Raw genomic sequence first — 18,012 nt, forward strand, 5'->3', positions numbered from 1 at the left:
GGGGCTGCGTCCCCGCACCCACTTCTCACCCACGAACCCCAAGGTGATCACTCATGCCCACGATGTCCGCGTACGCCCCTGCCCCCGATTCCCCACTCGACGTCGCCGGCACGTTGCTGGCCCTGCTGAACGACACCGTCACCGAACCGCGTCCCGACCCCCAGCTGGAGGCCCTGACGCTGGCCGTGGCGGCCGACCTTCCGGTGATCCTGTGGGGCGAGCCGGGCATCGGCAAGACGGCGGCCCTGACGCGCCTCGCCGAGGAGCTGGACCTTCCGCTGACGACGGTCATCGCCAGCGTGCACGAGCCGTCCGACTTCTCGGGGCTTCCGGTCATCGGCGACGATCCCGCCGAACAGGGTGTTCCGATGGCCCCGCCGGACTGGGCCGTGCGTCTGGTCAGGGCCGGGCGGGGGCTGCTGTTCCTGGACGAGCTGTCCACGGCGCCGCCGTCCGTTCAGGCCGCTCTGCTCCGGCTGGTCCTGGAGCGGCGGATCGGCTCCCTCCGACTGCCTCCCGGGGTACGGATCGTGGCCGCGGCCAACCCGCGGTCGTCGGCGGCCGACGGCTGGGAGCTGAGCCCTCCCCTGGCCAACCGGTTCGTTCATCTCCAGTGGTCCCACGACCAGGAGGTCGTGGTCCGCGGGCTCGGCGGGACATGGCCCCGGGCGACCCTGCCCCGGCTGGACCCGGAGAAGCTGCCGGGAGCCGTGGAGTTCGCCCGGCGTGCGGTGTGCGGCCTGCTGACCGCGAGGCCGGCGCTCGTGCACCGGCTGCCCGGCAGCGAGACGCTCCGGGGCGGCCCGTGGCCGTCGCCCCGGAGCTGGGAGATGACCCTCCGTCTGATCGCCTTCGCGACGGCGGCGGACGCGTCCCGCGAGGTGCTGGCCCAGCTGGTCCGGGGCGCGGTGGGCGACGGTCCGGGCCTCGAGCTGATGGCGAGCCTGGACCGCCTGGACCTCCCGGACCCCGAGGTGCTGCTCGCCGACCCGTCGGCAGCCGAGCTCCCCGAGCGGGGCGATCTGCGTCAGGCCGTACTGGACGGTGTGGTGGCCGCGGTCCGCGCGCGGCCGGACGAGGCCCGGTGGGACGCGGCCTGGGCGGTTCTGGTGCGGGCGCTGGAGACCGGGGCGCCGGACCTGGTGGTCGTCCCCGCGACGACGCTCGCCTCGCTGCGCCAGGGGGACTGGGACGTCCCGGCGTCGATCGAGAGCCTCGCGGGCGTGGTCTCCCTGTCGCGGCGGGCGGACGACGCGGCGGCCCGGGCGGCTCGGGCGGCCCTGGCCACGAAGGGCAGCCGATGACGGGCGCGGTGGCGGGGGCGCTGGACCTCGAGAAGCTGTACGCGGCCCGGCTTCATGCCGCACGGGCCCGGCCGTATCTGGCGACGGCGCTGTTCGCCCTGCACACGGTGGAGTCGCGCCAGGTGCCGACGATGGCGGTGGACCGGCACTGGCGGTGCTACGTCTCGCCCGGGTTCGTGGACCGGACCCCGGTGGAGGAGCTGGCGGGCGTGTGGGTGCACGAGGTGTCCCACCTGCTGCGCGACCACCACGCGCGGGGCGACCGGGTGGCGCGGGAGCGCGGTCTGACCGGTCCCGGGGAGCGGTTGCGGATGAACATCGCCGCGGACCTGGAGATCAACGACGACGTGTTCGGTGACGGTCTCGTCCGCCCCGAGGGCGCTGTCGTGCCGGCGTCCCTGGACCTGCCGGAGGGCGAGTTGATGGAGGACTACCTACGGCAGTTCCGGCTCGGGCCGTGGACTCAGGGCCTTGCCTGGCTGGACTGCGGCAGTGGCGCGGACGGCCGAGCGCGGGAGTGGGACCTGGGGCCCGAGGGGGCGAACGGTCTCAGCGCGCAGGAGCGGGACGCGGTGCGGTTCCGGGTGGCGCAGGGCATCTCGGGGCGGCCGGGGGATGCCCCGAAGGGGTGGCAGCGCTGGGCGGAGGAGGTGTTCCACCCGCCGCAGCCGTGGCGGGAGTTGCTGGGCGCGGCGCTCCGTTCGGCGGCCTCGGGACCGGGCGCGGGCGACGACTACACGTATGGGCGTCCCTCCCGGCGCTCGACGTCGCTGCCCGGGATCGTGCTTCCGAGCCTGCGGCGTACGCCGCCACGGGTCACCGTGGTCATCGACACCTCGGGCTCGGTCAGCGACGCCGAACTGGGCAGCGCGCTCCTGGAGGTCACCGCGATCGCCCGCGCCGTGGGTGGCCGACGCGATCTGGTCACCGTGGTGTCGTGCGACGCGGCGGCCGGGGTCGCGCATCCGCTGTGCCGTGCGGAGGGCATTCCGCTCGTGGGCGGCGGGGGTACGGATCTGCGCGCGGGCTTCGCCAGGGCGCTCCGCTCGCAGCCCCGCCCGGACGTGATCGTCGCCCTGACGGACGGCCAGACCCCGTGGCCGAGCGCCCCACCCCCGTGCCGGACGGTGGTGGGGCTCTTCCCCCGTGCGGGACGTTCCCGGGCGTACGACGAGAGCGACCCCGACCACGTTCCGGACACGCCGCCGGCGTGGGCCCGCGTGGTCACCATCGGCTAGGCGGGAGCTCTTCCGAGGCGGGCCGGCCTCGGGGGCGCGGCACGGCGGTCCGACCGGGTCCGGCCGGCCGCCGTGCCGCGGTGGAGCCGTGGGCTACTTCCCCTGGCCGTTCGGGCGCAGGGTCCAGACGACCGTCATCTCGCCCGTCACGGCGCCGTCCTCGCGGGTGATCGCGATGTGGACCGGGAACTCCGGACGCTCGCCCGCGTCGAGTTCGGCGACGACCTCGGCGGCCGGGCGGCCCAGGGTGGCTGTGGCGGAGACGACGCCCATGGCCAGCTTCTTGTAGCCGATCTCGGCGGTGACCGCGAGCGGGACCGCGCGGTTCAGCTGGTCGCCGAAGGCGGCCAGGACGATCGCGCCGCTGGCCGACTCGGCCAGGGTGAACATGGCTCCGGCGTGCGGACCGCCGACGTGGTTGTGGTAGTCGGCCTGGTCCGGCAGGCGGACCACGGCACGCTCGGAAGTGGTCTCCAGGAACTCGAGGTTGAGGGTCCTGGCCATGGGAACCGTCGCGGCGAGCATCTCGCCGACGGACATCTGGTCTGCGCTCATGCGCCGATGTTACCCGCGAGTAGCAGCGATGGCCATCCCCGTCCGCCGCCCGCCCGTACGGGGGCGGGCGTAGCACGGTTCCGGCCGCACCTCTATGGTTACTGGCCATGTGGCCAGGACAGCAGCCGCCCGGGGGCGAGCAGAACCCGCAGGACCAGAGTCAGAACCCCTACCAGCAGTCGGGGTACCAGCAGCCGAACCCCTACCAACAGCCCGGCTACCCGCAGCAGCCCGGGTACCCGCAACAGCCGCCCACGCAGCCGGGTTACCCCCAGCAGCCCGCGCAGCCCGGCTTCCAGCAGCCCAACCCGTACCAGCAGCCGACCGTGCCGCAGTACGCGGTGCCGGGAGCACCACAGGGCGGGCCGGACGACGGCAAGAAGAAGCAGACGACCCTGATCGCCATCGTCGCCGCGACCGCCGTGGTCGTCGCCGCCGGTGTCACCGGGTTCCTGGTCCTCGGCGACGACGACAAGAACACCCAGGCGGGCGACGACCCGAAGCCCACCGCCTCCGCACCCGCCTCCGGCGGATCCGGCTCCGGCGAGCCCTCCACGTCCCCCTCGCTCGACAACCCGCGCGACGACGCCGCGCTGCAGCCGACGATCCCGGGCTGGAAGGTCGTCCACAACCCGAAGTACGGCACGCTCTTCGACGTGCCGGGCGACTGGGAGCTCCTGAAGCCCGGCTCCGTCACGTTCTTCGAGGACGAGAAGAAGGGCGACGGCACTCCGGTCGTCACCATGTCCGCGCCCGTGCGCTACAAGAGCAAGTGGTGCACGCTCGACACGAACAAGGACGGCTCCGAGGAGCACTGGGGCCTGAGCAGCGCCGGCACCAAGGGCGGCCAGGGCGCCAAGGACACCGCCGAGGCGGCGTTCAACGAGGCCGGCAACTGGGTGTGGGCCGGTTACGCCCAGCACATGCCCAAGGGGACCATCAAGATCACCAAGGCGGTGCCGTACACCACCACGTCCGGACTCGCCGGCCACGTCTCGACGGCGACCGCCCCGGGGATCAAGAAGCGGAACACCTGCGAGTCGGACGGCAAGTCCATCGCGTTCTCCTTCAAGAACGCCAAGGGCGACTTCTCGTCCTTCGTGCTCTACGGGGCCGACGGTGTCAAGGACGAGCTGGCGGACGCCACGATCCAGAAGATCCTCGCGACGGTGCGGCTGGCTCCGGCCGCTTCCTGACGAGCGGGGGCGCGCGACCGAGCGGCGAGAAGCTGACGGGTAATCCGTTTGGCAGGAGGCGGTGGTGCCGGGGATAGTCCCGGAGTGAGTACTGCCGCCGCCTCCCCCCACCCCCCGCGCTCCCGCCGCCCCGAATGGGCCGGCCGCAACTACATCCTGCTGACCGCCGCCGCGATCGTCACCAATCTGGGCACCCACGGTGCCCTGATCGCGGCGGCGTTCGCGGTGATCCAGACCGGCGGCGACGGCGGTGACGTGGGCCTCGTGGCGGCGGCCCGGACACTGCCGCTCGTCCTCTTCCTCCTCATCGGCGGCGCCGTCGCCGACCGGATACCCCGGCACCGCGTGATGGTGGCCGCCAACGCGCTGAACTGCGTCTCGCAGGGCGCCTTCGCCGTTCTCGTCCTCGCCGGGGACCCGCAGCTGTGGCAGATGATGCTGCTGACCGCGCTGTGCGGAACGGGCCAGGCGTTCTTCAGCCCGGCGGCCGAGGGCATGCTGATGTCCAGTGTCAGCGGCGACCAGGTCAGCCGCGCCTTCGCCCTCTTCCGGATGGCGATGCACGGCGCGGGCATCGGCGGCGCCGCGCTCGGCGGCGCGATGATCGCCGCCGTCGGCCCCGGCTGGGTCCTCGCCATCGACGCGGCCGCCTTCGCCGTCGCCGGCGCGCTGCGCGCCTTCCTCGACGTCAGCCACATCCGCGAACGCGAGCCGGGCGGCGGACTGCTCGCCGATCTGCGCGAGGGCTGGCAGGAGTTCGTCGGGCGGCCCTGGCTGTGGTCGATCGTGGCCCAGTTCTCGATCGTCGTGGCCCTCGTCGGCGCGGCCGAGTCGGTGTACGGACCGCTGGTCGCCCGGGACGAGCTGGGCGGAGCGAGGCCATGGGGGCTCGCGCTCGCCGCGTTCGGCGTCGGCACGCTCAGCGGCGCGCTGCTGATGATGCGCTGGAAGCCGCGCCGGATGCTGCTCGTCGGCACCCTGGGCGTCTTCCCGATCGCCCTGCCCTCGGCGGCGCTCGCGGTGCCGCTCGACGTCGTCGGGCTCTCGGCGGCGATGTTCGTCAGCGGGGTCGCCATCGAGGTGTTCGGTGTGGCGTGGATGACGACACTGCACCAGGAGATCCCGGAGGAGAAGCTGTCCCGGGTCGCCGCGTACGACTGGTTCGGATCGACGGCCATGCTCCCGCTGTCCACGGCGCTCGCCGGCCCGGCGGAGAGCGTCTTCGGCCGCAGTCAGGCGCTGTGGGGTTCGGCGGTCCTGATCGTGGTGGTGACGGCGCTGGTGCTGCTCGTCCCGGACGTCCGGAACCTGACGCGCCGCACGAAGGAGATCGCCTCCGGACCCGCTGTCCCGGCACCGGGTCCCACGAAGCCCGCGCCCACGGCGCAGGGCGCGGACACGGTCCGCTGACCGTCACCCCACGCTGAACGCGCCGTCCGGCGGTACGGGAGAGGGCACCGCGTCCGGGTCGCTCACCGGCCGGGCGTCACCGGTGAAGCGCGTGAGGGTCTCGCCGTACTCCACGCGCGCGGGGAACGCGTCCGCCGCCGCGCGCCGGGCCAGGCGGGCCGTGTCGATCTCCCGGCCGGAGGCGACGAGGACGGCGTTGCCGAAGCGGCGGCCGCGCAGCACCGCGGGCTCGGCGATCAGCGCCAGCTCGGGGAAGACGGCCGCGAAGGTGGCCAGTTGGGAGCGGAGGAAAGCGAAGGGCGCTCCGTCGGCCAGATTGGCGGCGTAGATCCCGTCCGGCCGCAGCACCCGCCGGGCCGCGCGGGCGTACTCCACGGAGGTCAGATGCGCGGGGACCCGCGAGCCCCCGAAGACATCGGCGACGAGCACGTCCACCGACGCGGCGGGCGCGCCCTCCAGCCAGGTCCGGGCATCGGCGCCGTGCACGGTGACGCCCGAGCCGTCCGGCAGCGGAAGGTGCTCGGCGACCAGGTCGAGCAGCCCCCGGTCGGCCTCCACCACGTCCTGCCGGGAGCCGGGGCGGGTGGACGCGACGTACCGGGGCAGGGTGAGCGCCCCGCCGCCGAGGTGGAGGACGGAGAGCGGTTCGCCCTCGCCGGTGGCGCTGTCGAGGACATGGGCGAGCCGGCGCGCGTACTCGAACTCGAGGTACGTCGGATCGTCCAGGTCGATGTACGACTGCGGTGCGCCGTCGACCGTGAGCAGCCAGGCCCGCTCCCGGTCGACATCGGGCATGAGCCGGGCGGTGCCCTGGTCGACGTCCCGGATGACGGGTATCTGCTCGTTCACGCTCTCATTGTGCCCGCAGGGCGCCGGCCGCCTCCGCCGCGGGCGGCGGCCCGGGGTGTGGGTGCCCCGTGCGCGCACGGCGACGGGCCCGCACTCCGTGGGGTACGGAATGCGGGCCCCGCCCGTGCGCGTGCGCTCAGTCCACCGTCGTGACCGTGCCCGCGCCGACCGTGCGGCCACCCTCGCGGATCGCGAAGCCGAGGCCGGGCTCCAGCGGTACGTCACGGCCGAGCTCGACGGTCATGGTGACCGTGTCGCCCGGGCGCGCGACGGCCGTCTCTCCGAGGTCGACGTCGCCGACGACGTCCGCGGTCCGGATGTAGAACTGCGGCCGGTAGCCGGTCGAGACGGGAGTGGTGCGACCACCCTCCTTCGCCGACAGGACGTAGACCTGCGCGGTGAACCGGCGGCGCGGGACCACGCTGCCGGGCGCCGCCACCACGTGTCCGCGGCGGACCGTGTCGCGCGCGACGCCGCGCAGCAGCAGGGCCACGTTGTCACCGGCCTCGGCGGACTCCATGGGCTTGCCGAAGGTCTCGACCCCGGTGACGACCGTCTCGGTCTCCGCGCCCAGCACCTCCACGCGGTCACCGACCCGCACCGTCCCGCGCTCGATCGCACCCGTGACGACGGTGCCGCGGCCCGTGATGGTGAGCACGTTCTCGACGGACATCAGGAACGGCGCGTCCACGTAGCGCACCGGCATCGGTACGTACGTGTCCACCGCGTCGAGCAGCGCCTCGATCGACGCGGTCCAACGCGGGTCCCCCTCCAGAGCCTTGAGCCCGGACACCCGGACGACGGGGACGGTGTCGCCGCCGTAGCCGTGCGCGGTCAGCAGCTCCCGTACCTCCAGCTCGACCAGGTCGGTCAGCTCGTCGTCCCCGGCGTCGGCCTTGTTGAGCGCGACGACGATGTGGTCGACACCGACCTGGCGGGCGAGGAGCACGTGCTCGGCCGTCTGCGGCATGATCCCGTCGAGCGCGGAGACGACGAGGATCGCCCCGTCGAGCTGCGCTGCCCCCGTGACCATGTTCTTGATGTAGTCGGCGTGGCCGGGCATGTCGACATGGGCGTAGTGACGGGTGTCGGTCTCGTACTCGACGTGCGCGATGTTGATGGTGATGCCGCGCTGGGCCTCCTCGGGCGCGCGGTCGATGCGGTCGAAGGGCACGAAGGTGCCGGTCCCGCGCTCGCTGAGGACCTTGGTGATGGCGGCGGTGAGGGTGGTCTTGCCGTGGTCGACGTGCCCGACCGTGCCGATGTTCAGGTGCGGCTTGGTGCGCACGTACGCCGTCTTGGACATGGTTCGCTCGTTCCTTGAGCTCGAAGCGTGTGAGGGGACCCCGGGGCCGGACCGACCCTCCCCCTGCGGGGTCCGCCGGACGATCCGGGGAGGGTCAGCTTCGGGCGCCGTCGAGTGCGACGGCCGCGAGCGCGTCGGCTGCGAGCGCTGCGGCGGCGAGGAACGTGAGATCGGAGACGGCAGCCTTCGGCGCGGCCGCGACTGCGGGCCGTGCTGCGAGGAAGGCGTACCGGAACATGTCCACGATCATCCCGGGACGGGCGCTCCGCGTCGAACGATTTTCTGCCGAGGGGGAGTTCAGAGGTGCTTGAGCGCCTCGCGCACGGAGAGCGGGGCGAGCCGTTCCCGGTTGGCCTCGACGAACGCGCGCACTTCGTCGGGGCCGGTCTTGGCGTACTCGCGCAGGGCCCAGCCGATCGCCTTGCGGAGGAAGAAGTCGGTGTCCCCGGCCCGGCGCAGGCAGTAGGCGAACAGCCGCTCGGCGTCGGTGGCGCCCTTGAACCGGAGTTGGTGCAGCAGCGCGGTGCGCGCGACCCACAGGTCGTCGTCCTCGATCCACTCGTCCATCCGCGCGGCGAGCCCCGGATCGGCGGCCACGAGCCCGCCGACGACGTGGGCGGCGAGGTGGTCGACGGTGTCCCACCAGGATTCGGTGGTGACGAGGTGCCGGGCGACGGGCAGGAAGCCGGACGAGCAGCGCCCGACGTGGCGGCGCAGATAGTCGACGCCGAAGTAGTGGTACTCGCGCTCCGGGAGGGCGAAGCAGCGCAGCGCGACGGCCGCGCAGTCGGCCTCGTCGGGGCGTGGCGTGCCCTCCAGGACGGTACGGGACAGGGTGCGCCGCTCAGGGGTGCGGATGCCGAGGAAGGGGGCGACGCCCTTCATGTACGCGACCATCTCCTGGGCCCGGAACGGGTCACCGGCGGCGGGGTAGACCTCGGTGAGGCGCGCGAGCACGGTGTCGGCGAGGGCGCTGGCGGGGACGGCGGGCGGCGCGGACGTCATGCGGCTCACAGTACGGCGGATGACGGACATTACGGCGATCACATGGGTGCTTCGGTTACTCTCCCCGGATGCTCGACCCCGTCACCCGGCCGCCGGGCTCTCTCGCTCTGCGCTGCTCCCGGGCTCTGCTCTCGCCCTGGTCGCGGCTGTCCCTGCTCGCCGCGCTGCTCGTCACCGCGGCGACGACCGTGGTGCTGTACGAGCCACAGCGGCTGCTCGCGGCCGGCTGGCCGCCGCAGACGAGCGGCGCGGGCGCGGTGGTGCTGTTCGGTCTGGCGTACGGGGTGTGCACCGCCGCCTTCGTACCGCGGCCGATCCTGAACCTGGCGGCGGGCGCGCTCTTCGGTACGCAGGCCGGGCTCGCGGCCGCACTGGCCGGGACGGTCCTCGGGGCGGGCATCTCGTTCACGCTCGGGCGGCTGCTGGGGCAGGACGCGCTGCGGCCGCTGCTGCGGGGCCGCTGGCTGACGGCCGCGGACGGGCAGTTGAGCCGGCACGGATTCCGCTCGATGCTCGCGATCCGGCTCTTCCCGGGGGTGCCGTTCGCGGCGGCCAACTACTGCGCGGCGGTCTCCCGTATGGGGTACGCGCCGTTCCTGCTGGCCACCGGGCTCGGGTCGATCCCGAACACGGCGGCGTACGTGGTGGCGGGCAGCCAGGCCGGGTCGCCGACCTCACCCGCGTTCCTGATCTCGATGGGCTTCATCGTCGTGTCCGGCCTGGTCGCGGCGGCCGTTGCCTGGCGCAAGCGCCACGGCCTGCGGGCGCGCGCGGCGGCGCGTGGAGCGGCGTCGACCGCCGAGGTCGCACCGGAGCGGACGCTGGAACCGGCGGGAGCGCCGAAGGTCCCGTAGCCCGAGCGCCCCACCCCGGCGCGCCCGCGCCACGGGCCCGCCCGCCCTCAGGACTCACCCACCCTCAGGGCCGCCCGCGCCACAGACCCGCCCGTCCTCAGGGCCTGCCCACGCTCAAGGCCGCCCCGCGCGACAGGCCCGCCCGCGCCACAGACCCGCCCGTCCTCAGAGCGCCTCGACGATCATCGCGTTCGCCAGGCCGCCCGCCTCGCACATCGCCTGGAGGCCGTACCGCGCTCCCCGCGCGCGCAGGGCGTGGACCAGGGTGGCCGTCAGGCGGGTGCCGCTCGCGCCGAGCGGGTGGCCGAGCGCGATGGCGCCGCCGTGGACGTTGACCTTGGCCGGGTCCGCCCCGGTCTCCTGCTGCCAGGCGAGCACGACACTGGCGAACGCCTCGTTGATCTCGAAGAGATCGATGTCGTCCAGACCGAGCCCGGCCCGGCGCAGCACCTTCTCCGTCGCGGGGATGACGCCGGTGAGCATGAGCAGGGGGTCGGAACCGGTCACCGCGAAGCTGTGCAGCCGGGCGAGCGGGCGCAGGCCGAGGCGCGAGGCGGTCTCGGCGGCCATGACGAGCACGGCGGAGGCTCCGTCGTTGGTCGGGCTGCTGTTGCCGGCCGTCACCGACCAGTCGATCTGCGGGAACCGCTCGGCGAAGCCGGGGTCCTGGAACGCGGGCCTCAGCCCGGCGAGGATCTCGGTGGTCGTCGTGGGCCGCACCGACTCGTCCCGTCGGACGTCTCCGTACGGAACCACCTCCGCGTCGAAGAGCCCGGCCTCCCAGCTCCGCGCGGCCTTGGCGTGCGAGGCGGCGGCGAACTCGTCCATCGCCTCGCGTCCGATCGACCACTTCGCGGCGATCAGCTCCGCGCTGATGCCCTGTGGCACCAGGCCCTCCGGGTACCGCTCGGCGACGCCCGGCCCGAAGGGGTCCGCGCCGGGCGGGACGTTCGACCACATCGGGACCCGGCTCATCGACTCGACCCCGCAGGCGACGGCGATGTCGTACGCCCCCGACAGCACGCCCTGGGCCGCGAAGTGCACCGCCTGCTGGGAGGAGCCGCACTGCCGGTCGACGGTGGTGGCGGGCACGGACTCGGGGAAGCCGGCGCCGAGCCAGGCGTACCGGGTGGTGTTCATGGCCTGCTCACCGACCTGGTCCACCGTCCCGCCGATGACGTCGTCGACGAGCGCCGGGTCGATGCCGCTGCGCTCGATCAGCGCCTCGAGGGTGTGGGAGAGCAGGGCGACGGGGTGGACCTCGGAGAGGGCGCCGTTGGCCTTCCCTCTGCCTATGGGCGTACGGACTGCTTCGACGATGACGGCGTCGCGCATGATGACGGCTCCTCGATCACCTGATGAGTTGGAAAACTGGACCAACACCTGCGAGTAACATAGCCCAGTCAGTTTGATTTTCAAACCATCTCGTCGGGACTCCCTTAGGCTGGGCGCATGAAGGCCGCCCCCCGCCCCTGCTCGATCGCCGACACCCTCGCGCTCGTCGGTGAGAAGTACGCCCTGCTCGTCCTGCGCGAGATCTCGCTCGGCGTCCGCCGCTTCGACCGCATCGCGCGGAACACCGGCGCCCCGCGCGACATCCTCACCGCGCGCCTGAAGCGGCTCGTGGAGGCCGGAATCCTGGAGAAGGTGCAGTACAACGAGCGCCCGGCGCGCTATGAGTACCGAGCCACCGCCGCCGGGCAGGAGCTGCAGCCCGTCCTGCTGACGCTGATGGCCTGGGGTGACCGCCATCTGAACAGCGAGGACCGTCCGGTGCTCCTGGAGCACAGCTGCGGCGAGGTGCTCAGCCCCCGCGTGATCTGCGCCTGCTGCGGCGGCGAGGCGGAGCCCGCCAGCCTGACCCACCATGTGCGGTCGGCCGGCTGGACGACGAAGGGCCCTGTGGAGACCTGAGATCAAGGCCGTCACCCAAGGACGGTACGCTGCGCAACGACCGGCGGGCGATCTCCGATCCGACCGCCTCTTCTGACCGCACGAGCACATTCGGGACGGCCCTAGCCCCATGAGTTGGTTCGAATCATTCATCCTCGGACTCGTCCAGGGGCTGACGGAGTTCCTTCCCATCTCCTCCAGCGCGCACCTTCGCCTCACCGCCGCGTTCGCCGGCTGGGAGGACCCCGGAGCGGCCTTCACCGCGATCACCCAGATCGGCACGGAGACCGCCGTCCTGATCTACTTCCGCAAGGACATCGCCCGGATCGTCTCGGCGTGGTTCCGCTCGCTCCGCGACAAGTCGATGCGCGGCGACCACGACGCGCAGATGGGCTGGCTCGTCATCGTCGGCTCGATCCCGATCGGCGTGCTCGGCGTGACGCTGAAGGACCACATCGAGGGCCCGTTCCGCGATCTGCGGCTGATCGCCACGACGCTCATCGTGATGGGCATCGTCCTCGGCATCGCGGACCGGCTCGCCGCCCGTGACGAGGCCGGCGGCCGGCACCGCGCGGCACGAGAGCGCAAGACGCTCAAGGACCTCGGCGTGCGGGACGGTCTGATCTTCGGCATGTGCCAGGCGATGGCCCTGATCCCCGGTGTCTCCCGCTCGGGCGCGACGATCTCCGGCGGTCTGCTGATGGGCTACACCCGTGAGGCGGCGGCCCGCTACTCGTTCCTGCTCGCCATCCCCGCCGTGCTCGCCTCGGGCGTCTTCGAGCTCAAGGACGCCACCGAGGGCGGCCATGTGTCGTGGGGTCCGACGATCTTCGCGACGATCATCGCCTTCGCCGTCGGCTACGCCGTCATCGCCTGGTTCATGAAGTTCATCACGACCAAGAGCTTCATGCCGTTCGTGATCTACCGGATCGCGCTGGGCATCCTGCTCTTCATCCTGGTCGGCACGGACACCCTCAGCCCCCACGCGGGCGAGTCCGGGGGCTGATCCCGGCCGATCCCGCCGGGCGATCTTCGGGTGCGCGCCGCACCCTGGAACCATGGCCTGGCAACCACCCATCGTCGTGCACCGCCCGTCCCCCGGCGGCGGGCGGCGCGTCACGGTCCGCGGCCAGATCGTGGGCCTGGCGCACAACGACACCGATCTCGTCGAGTTCCTGCGCCGAGCGGGGCTCGAGGACGCCGACATGATCCTCGACGATCCGCACCTGGTGGAGTGGCGCGGCGGCCGCCCGCACCGCTGGGAGGCCGCCTAGGCGGCGCCTCTTCCGGTGCCGCCCGGGGTCGTCAGGACTCGGGGTCGTACGGGACCCGGGCGATCTCGCGGATGCCGCCCAGGGTCCCCCACTCGTTCCGGCCGAGCCGGGTCAGCGGGCGCATGAGCGTGATCTCGGGGTGACCGTCCACCATCACGGACTCGTCCACCGCCGCGTGCACCACCCGTCCGAAGACGACGGTCGAGTCCCCGATCCGCAGCGTGCTGTGCAGCTCGCACTCCAGCGCGACCGGCGACGACGCCACCCGCGGCGGCTTGACCCGCAGGCTCGGCTCGCGCTCCACCCCGCACACGTCGAACTCGCTCACACCGCGCGGGAAGTCCGTCGCCGTCGCGTTGATCTGGTCGAAGAGCGGCTCGGGCGACAGGTTCACGACGAACGCGCCCGTGTCCTCGATGTTCCGCAGCGAGTCCTTGCGACCCACCGACGTGAACTGGACCACGGGCGGCGCGACCGACGAGATCGTGAAGAACGAGTGCGGCGCGAGGTTGTCGGTCCCGTCGGCCGAGGTCGTGGAGATCCAGGCGATGGGCCGGGGTACGACGGTGGCGGTGAGCAGTCGGTAGAAACTGTTCCGGTCGGTGCGGTCGGGATCGAAGTCGATACGCATGCCGAGAAGTATGACCGGTATCCGACCACGCCTCCGTCGCACGGCTCTTGGCGCCCCGCCTCCGCTGCCCGACACTGAGGCGATGACGCAGCGCGTGGATCTCGCGACCGTGATGGACCGGATGGCCATCGACGACCTCGTCACCGGGTACGCGGTGGCCGTGGACGACTCCGACTGGGCGGGCTACCGGGCGCTGTTCACCCGCGACGGCCGGGCCGACTACCGCGGCTCCGGTGGTGTCGAGGGCCCGGCGGCCGAGGTCGCCGACTGGCTGGCGGAGACGATGCGCATCTTCCCGGTGCGCCAGCACCTCATCGTGAACCGCCGGGTCCGGATCCAGGACCTCGGTGGCTACCCGGGCGACGGCGCGGACGTCCGCGCCGACTACGTGAACCCGATGCGCTTCGAGTCGGGCGAGGACTTCGTCTGCGGCGGCCGCTACACGTTCACGCTGCTCCGGACGGACGCCGGCTGGCGGCTGCGTTCCGTGGTCGTGGAGGAGAAGTGGCGCCGCCTCTGACGGTGGTACGCGTCTCCTGCGGCGGTGGCTCGCATACGGCCGTAGGGGTCGAACGGCCGTGGCGCCCGTACGGCTGAGGCGGTCGTCCGGCGCACACTGGAGGCGAGACCTGGAGGCGACGCCGCATGCGGAATCCGTTCGGCCGTCGCGACACCGCGGCCGCGCCCGGCAACGGCACGGGCAGCACGGGCACGGGGCCCGACACCGACGACGGCACGGGCCCCGGCACGGGCAGCACCGGTACGGGCGGCGGCGCACGCGGCACGGGCACCGGCGCAGGCACGCCCCGGGCGCCCGTGACGCAGCATCGCGTCGCCCGGGCCTGCCTCGCGGTCGTCGCCGGCGCCCTGCCCGCGCTCGCGTTCCCGGCGCCCGCGCTGTGGTGGTTCGCCTATGTCGCGCTCGTCCCCTGGCTGCTGCTGCTCCGCACCGCGCCCACCGCGCGCCGGGCCGCCCTGGAGGGCTGGCTGGGCGGCGTGGGGTTCACGCTCGCCGTGCACCAGTGGCTGATGCCGAGCCTGCACGTCTTCATCCTCGTCGTCACCGCCCTGCTCGGGCTGTTGTGGCTGCCGTGGGGATGGCTCGTTCGCGCGATGCTCGGCGACGTGCCCACCGGCCCGCGCGCCGCCGCCGCGATACTCGTCGTGCCCTCCGGCTGGCTGCTCATCGAACTCGCCCGTTCCTGGGAGGGATTGGGCGGGCCCTGGGGACTCCTCGGTGCCAGCCAGTGGCAGGTCGCACCGGCGCTCCGCCTCGCGTCCGTAGGCGGCGTCTGGCTGGTCTCCCTGCTCGTGGTGGCGGTCAACACCGCCGTGGCTCTCCTTGTGGTGTCGGCGGCTGTCGTACGGATGACGGCCCTGGTCGGCCTTGTGGTGTGCGCGCTCACCGTGGGCGTGGTCTGGTGGGGCGTCGCACCACCGCGCGAGCAGGGCACCGCACGGATCGCCGTCGTGCAGCCAGGGGTGTACGACGGGGCGGTCGGCGCCGAGCGGAGGTTCGACCGCGGTGAGCAACTCACCCGGGAGCTCGCCGGCCAGGACCTCGATCTGGTCGTCTGGGGCGAGAGCAGCGTCGGCTCCGATCTGACCGCGCGCCCCGACCTCGCGGCCCGGCTGGCCGCCCTGTCGCGTGCCGTGGACGCGCCGATCCTCGTCAACGTGGACGCCCGCCGTTCCGACCGGCCGGGCATCTTCAAGAGCAGTGTCCTGATAGGGGCGGAGGGGCCGACCGGCGACCGGTACGACAAGATGCGGCTCGTGCCGTTCGGCGAGTACATCCCGGCCCGCCCGGTGCTCGGCTGGGTGACGTCGGTCGGCAAGGCGGCGAACGAGGACCGGCGGCGCGGCACGGAACCGGTGGTGATGACCCTGCCGCCCAAGGACGGCGAGGCGGCGCTGCGGATCGGACCGCTGGTCTGCTTCGAGTCGGCGTTCCCCGACATGAGCCGCCGGCTGACCCGCGACGGCGCCGATGTGCTCATCGCCCAGTCGGCTACCTCGACCTTCCAGGACAGCTGGGCGCCCGCCCAGCACGCCTCGCTGGCGGCGCTGCGGGCGGCGGAGACGGGCCGCCCGATGGTGCACGCGACGCTGACCGGAATCAGCGCCGCGTACGGCCCGGACGGCGGCCGGGTCGGCACTCCCCTGGGCACCGACCGGAGCGCGGCCGCCGTCTACGACGTACCCCTGGCACGGTCGACGACCGGCTACGTCCGGTACGGCGACTGGGTGTTGTACGGCGCCCTGTCCGTCCTGGCCGCGCTCTGTGCCGCCGAGGGCATGGGGACCCTCAGGAGGCCTGCGTCAGAGCTTCGCGCACCACGCGCTCGCACAGCTCGTGGGTGGCGAGGGCGTCACGAGCGCTGAGGGTCCTGCCGTCCCGTACCGCGTCGAGGAAGGCGAGCACGGCCTGCTCGATACCGCGCTGACGGGCCACCGGCACCCAGTCCCCCCGCCGGCGGACCGTCGGCTGCCCCTTGTGGTCCACGATGTCCGCGAGGTTGAGGACCTGACGCTTGGTGTCCTGGCCCGAGACCTCGAGGATCTCCTCGGTGGAGCCGTTCATCCGGTTCATCATGCCGATGGCGGTGAAGCCGTCGCCGGAGAGCTGGAGCACGACGTGGTGCATGAGCCCGTCGCGGATCCGGGCGCGTACGTCGGTGTGCTCGACGTCCCCGGGCAGCAGGAAGCGCAGGGTGTCGACGACGTGGATGAAGTCGTCGAGGACGAGCGTGCGCGGGTCCTCGGGCAGGCCGACGCGGTTCTTCTGCAGGAGGATCAGCTCGCGCGGGTGGTCCAGGCACTGCGCGTAGCCGGGGGCGAGCCTGCGGTTGAAGCCCACGGCCAGGCTCACGCGGCGCGCCTCGGCGAGCTCCACGATCCGTTCGGACTCGGCGTATTCGTACGCCAGCGGCTTGTCGACGTACGTCGGGACACCTGCCTGGAGGAGCCGGGCGGTGATCTCGGGGTGCACGTCCGTCGGTGCGTGCACGAAGGCGGCGTCGAGCCCGGCGGCGAGCAGCGAGTCGAGGTCGCCGTGGCGCTGGGGCGCGGGCACTCGGTGGATCTCGGCGACCCGGTCCAGGGTGGTCTTCGTCCGTGTCTGGAGGTGGAGTTCGACCCCGGGGAGGGCGGCGAGGACGGGGAGATATGCCTTCTGCGCGATGTCGCCGAGTCCGATGCAGCCGACCTTCACGGGGTCTCCCTAGCGCTTGTTGGTGTGCCCTTCGACGGCGTACGACCTGCCGTTCGCGCTGGTCAGCTTACGCGGGACCGCTCGTCGGCGAGCGGGGGCCGCCAGTCGGCGATGCCGTCGAAGCCACGCAGGACGAGTCCGGGGCCGAACCGCGAGACGGCGGCGATGAGCGCGTTGCGCAGGGCGACGGCGGGCGGGGCGGACATCAGGGTGAGCCGGCCGGTGCGGGCGGCCTTGCGGACGATCGCGGTGGTGCGCGGCAGCCGGTCGGCGGTGTACGAGGCGAGGGCACGGCTCGGCGGAAGCCCCCGGCCGGCGTGGTGGGCGAGGACGATCGCGTCCTCGATGGCCTGGTTGCCGCCCTGGCCGAGGGTGGGCTGCATGGCGTGGGCGGCGTCGCCGAGCAGGGCGACACGGCCGCGGTGGAAGGCGGGCAGCGGGTCGATCATGTGGTGGACGTCGTTGCGCAGGACGGCGGCCGGTTCGACGGCGGCGAGGATCTCGGGGACCGGGTGGTGCCAGGCGCCGAAGAGGCGGATGAGTTCGGCCCGCTCGTCGTCGGGAGCGTGGGCGCCTTCCGGGGCCGCGGCCATCGCGTACGCGTAGATCCGTCCGTCCTTGAGGGGCTGGGTCCCCCAGAGGCGGCCGCCGCCCCAGGTCTCGTGCGGGGCGAAGGGCCGGTCGGGGGCGGGGACGACCACGCGCCAGGTGGTGAAGCCGGAGTAGGCGGGGGCGGGGTGGCCGGGGAAGAGGGCACGGCGGAGCGTGGAGCGGATGCCGTCGGCGCCGATGACCAGGCCGGCCTCGATGTCTCCGTCCGCGGTGCGGACGACGGCGGGCCGTTCGTCGTCGCCGGGGTCGACGAGGGACGCGGCGGCTCCGGTCCGTACGACACCGTCGGGGAGCGCGGAGGTGAGGATCTCGACGAGGGTGGCCCGGTGCAGCAGTACGAGGGGGCCGCCGAAGCGGTCTGCGGCGGCCTTGGCGCTGGTACGGGCGAGCCAGCGGCCGTCGGGGGCGCGCATGCCGCCGTCGCCCTGCCAGGCGGAGAGCTCGCGGACGCGGTCGCCGAGGCCGATGACGTCCAGTGCGCGCTGGGAGTTGGGAGCGAGGCCGATGCCGGCTCCCACGGGGGTCAGGGCGGCCGCGCGCTCCAGGACGGTGACGTCCCAGCCGGCCTGGTGGAGGGCGACGGCGGCGGTGAGACCGCCGATGCCCGCTCCGACGACGACGGCACGGTGCTGGTCCATGACTCCTCCTCGAACTACAAGTGTAGTGACTCG

General features: G+C 73.0%; 19 protein-coding genes. 10 read left to right on the forward strand and 9 right to left on the reverse strand.

Going from position 1 to position 18,012, the window contains the following annotated elements:
* Positions 1–62: 62 nt before the first annotated feature.
* Together ACZ3OF_RS15220 and ACZ3OF_RS15225 are read left to right on the forward strand one after the other, a co-directional pair.
* Positions 63–1,304, forward strand: coding sequence for an AAA family ATPase (locus tag ACZ3OF_RS15220; RefSeq protein ID WP_467304985.1), 1,242 nt, complete (start codon positions 63–65; stop codon positions 1,302–1,304).
* Positions 1,301–2,542: a vWA domain-containing protein gene (locus tag ACZ3OF_RS15225; RefSeq protein WP_467304908.1), complete on the forward strand. Its 1,242-nt coding sequence runs from the start codon at positions 1,301–1,303 to the stop codon at positions 2,540–2,542. Before ACZ3OF_RS15220 ends, ACZ3OF_RS15225 begins: the two co-directional genes overlap by 4 nt.
* 93 nt (positions 2,543–2,635) lie before the next feature.
* On the opposite strand, the gene ACZ3OF_RS15230 is transcribed toward ACZ3OF_RS15225, so the two are convergent.
* Complete coding sequence (locus ACZ3OF_RS15230) at positions 2,636–3,097, reverse strand: DUF4442 domain-containing protein (RefSeq protein ID WP_467304910.1); 462 nt, start codon at positions 3,095–3,097, stop codon at positions 2,636–2,638.
* A gap of 107 nt (positions 3,098–3,204) precedes the next feature.
* Here ACZ3OF_RS15230 and ACZ3OF_RS15235 point away from each other — a divergent pair, with 107 nt between their 5' ends.
* Both ACZ3OF_RS15235 and ACZ3OF_RS15240 read left to right on the forward strand, forming a co-directional pair.
* Entirely contained in the window at positions 3,205–4,293 is a 1,089-nt protein-coding gene (locus ACZ3OF_RS15235) for a DUF8017 domain-containing protein (protein WP_361678123.1), read from the forward strand.
* Between the two features lie 84 nt (positions 4,294–4,377).
* Positions 4,378–5,703 (forward strand): MFS transporter, encoded by a 1,326-nt coding sequence (locus tag ACZ3OF_RS15240; RefSeq protein ID WP_361678120.1) that lies wholly within the window; start codon positions 4,378–4,380, stop codon positions 5,701–5,703.
* A gap of 3 nt (positions 5,704–5,706) precedes the next feature.
* Here ACZ3OF_RS15240 and ACZ3OF_RS15245 read toward each other — a convergent pair whose 3' ends face one another.
* The 4 genes from ACZ3OF_RS15245 to ACZ3OF_RS15260 all read right to left on the reverse strand — a co-directional run bounded on the left by ACZ3OF_RS15245 (position 5,707) and on the right by ACZ3OF_RS15260 (position 8,863).
* A complete protein-coding gene (locus ACZ3OF_RS15245; RefSeq protein WP_361678117.1) occupies positions 5,707–6,552 on the reverse strand; it encodes a spermidine synthase in 846 nt (281 codons plus the stop codon).
* A 136-nt stretch (positions 6,553–6,688) separates the two neighbouring features.
* On the reverse strand, positions 6,689–7,858 hold the full coding sequence (gene tuf / locus ACZ3OF_RS15250) for an elongation factor Tu (RefSeq protein ID WP_361678114.1): 1,170 nt from the start codon (positions 7,856–7,858) through the stop codon (positions 6,689–6,691).
* Positions 7,859–7,952: 94 nt separating this feature from the next.
* Positions 7,953–8,096 carry a hypothetical protein gene (locus tag ACZ3OF_RS15255; RefSeq protein WP_361678112.1) on the reverse strand — a complete coding sequence of 48 codons (144 nt, stop codon included), beginning with the start codon at positions 8,094–8,096 and terminating at the stop codon, positions 7,953–7,955.
* 59 nt (positions 8,097–8,155) lie between these two features.
* Positions 8,156–8,863 (reverse strand): DNA alkylation repair protein, encoded by a 708-nt coding sequence (locus ACZ3OF_RS15260; RefSeq protein ID WP_361678109.1) that lies wholly within the window; start codon positions 8,861–8,863, stop codon positions 8,156–8,158.
* A 68-nt stretch (positions 8,864–8,931) separates the two neighbouring features.
* Here ACZ3OF_RS15260 and ACZ3OF_RS15265 point away from each other — a divergent pair, with 68 nt between their 5' ends.
* Positions 8,932–9,717, forward strand: coding sequence for a TVP38/TMEM64 family protein (locus ACZ3OF_RS15265; RefSeq protein ID WP_467304917.1), 786 nt, complete (start codon positions 8,932–8,934; stop codon positions 9,715–9,717).
* 165 nt (positions 9,718–9,882) lie between these two features.
* Here the strand turns inward: ACZ3OF_RS15265 and ACZ3OF_RS15270 are convergent, their stop codons facing one another.
* Positions 9,883–11,052 carry a thiolase family protein gene (locus ACZ3OF_RS15270; protein WP_467304919.1) on the reverse strand — a complete coding sequence of 390 codons (1,170 nt, stop codon included), beginning with the start codon at positions 11,050–11,052 and terminating at the stop codon, positions 9,883–9,885.
* Between the two features lie 117 nt (positions 11,053–11,169).
* Here ACZ3OF_RS15270 and ACZ3OF_RS15275 point away from each other — a divergent pair, with 117 nt between their 5' ends.
* The 3 genes from ACZ3OF_RS15275 to ACZ3OF_RS15285 all read left to right on the forward strand — a co-directional run bounded on the left by ACZ3OF_RS15275 (position 11,170) and on the right by ACZ3OF_RS15285 (position 12,884).
* The gene (locus tag ACZ3OF_RS15275; protein ID WP_361678100.1) at positions 11,170–11,631 is read left to right on the forward strand and encodes a winged helix-turn-helix transcriptional regulator; all 462 of its coding nucleotides are present in this window, start codon (positions 11,170–11,172) and stop codon (positions 11,629–11,631) included.
* A 109-nt stretch (positions 11,632–11,740) separates the two neighbouring features.
* Positions 11,741–12,616 (forward strand): undecaprenyl-diphosphate phosphatase, encoded by an 876-nt coding sequence (locus ACZ3OF_RS15280; protein ID WP_361678097.1) that lies wholly within the window; start codon positions 11,741–11,743, stop codon positions 12,614–12,616.
* 52 nt (positions 12,617–12,668) lie between these two features.
* Positions 12,669–12,884: a hypothetical protein gene (locus tag ACZ3OF_RS15285; protein WP_467304924.1), complete on the forward strand. Its 216-nt coding sequence runs from the start codon at positions 12,669–12,671 to the stop codon at positions 12,882–12,884.
* A 31-nt stretch (positions 12,885–12,915) separates the two neighbouring features.
* On the opposite strand, the gene ACZ3OF_RS15290 is transcribed toward ACZ3OF_RS15285, so the two are convergent.
* Positions 12,916–13,515: a flavin reductase family protein gene (locus ACZ3OF_RS15290; RefSeq protein ID WP_467304925.1), complete on the reverse strand. Its 600-nt coding sequence runs from the start codon at positions 13,513–13,515 to the stop codon at positions 12,916–12,918.
* An 82-nt stretch (positions 13,516–13,597) separates the two neighbouring features.
* On the opposite strand from ACZ3OF_RS15290, the gene ACZ3OF_RS15295 reads away from it, so the two are divergent.
* Positions 13,598–14,035, forward strand: a complete 438-nt coding sequence (locus tag ACZ3OF_RS15295) for a nuclear transport factor 2 family protein (RefSeq protein WP_361678092.1) — start codon at positions 13,598–13,600, stop codon at positions 14,033–14,035.
* Positions 14,036–14,160: 125 nt separating this feature from the next.
* A complete protein-coding gene (gene lnt / locus ACZ3OF_RS15300) occupies positions 14,161–15,900 on the forward strand; it encodes an apolipoprotein N-acyltransferase (RefSeq protein WP_467304927.1) in 1,740 nt (579 codons plus the stop codon).
* On the opposite strand, the gene ACZ3OF_RS15305 is transcribed toward lnt, so the two are convergent.
* Together ACZ3OF_RS15305 and ACZ3OF_RS15310 are read right to left on the reverse strand one after the other, a co-directional pair.
* Positions 15,824–16,729, reverse strand: a complete 906-nt coding sequence (locus tag ACZ3OF_RS15305; protein WP_361678087.1) for a Gfo/Idh/MocA family protein — start codon at positions 16,727–16,729, stop codon at positions 15,824–15,826. The genes lnt and ACZ3OF_RS15305 overlap by 77 nt on opposite strands.
* Before the next feature lie 62 nt (positions 16,730–16,791).
* Complete coding sequence (locus ACZ3OF_RS15310; RefSeq protein ID WP_361678083.1) at positions 16,792–17,979, reverse strand: FAD-dependent monooxygenase; 1,188 nt, start codon at positions 17,977–17,979, stop codon at positions 16,792–16,794.
* Positions 17,980–18,012: the final 33 nt, after the last annotated feature.

It is taken from the genome of Streptomyces sp. NPDC022552, assembly GCF_055561875.1.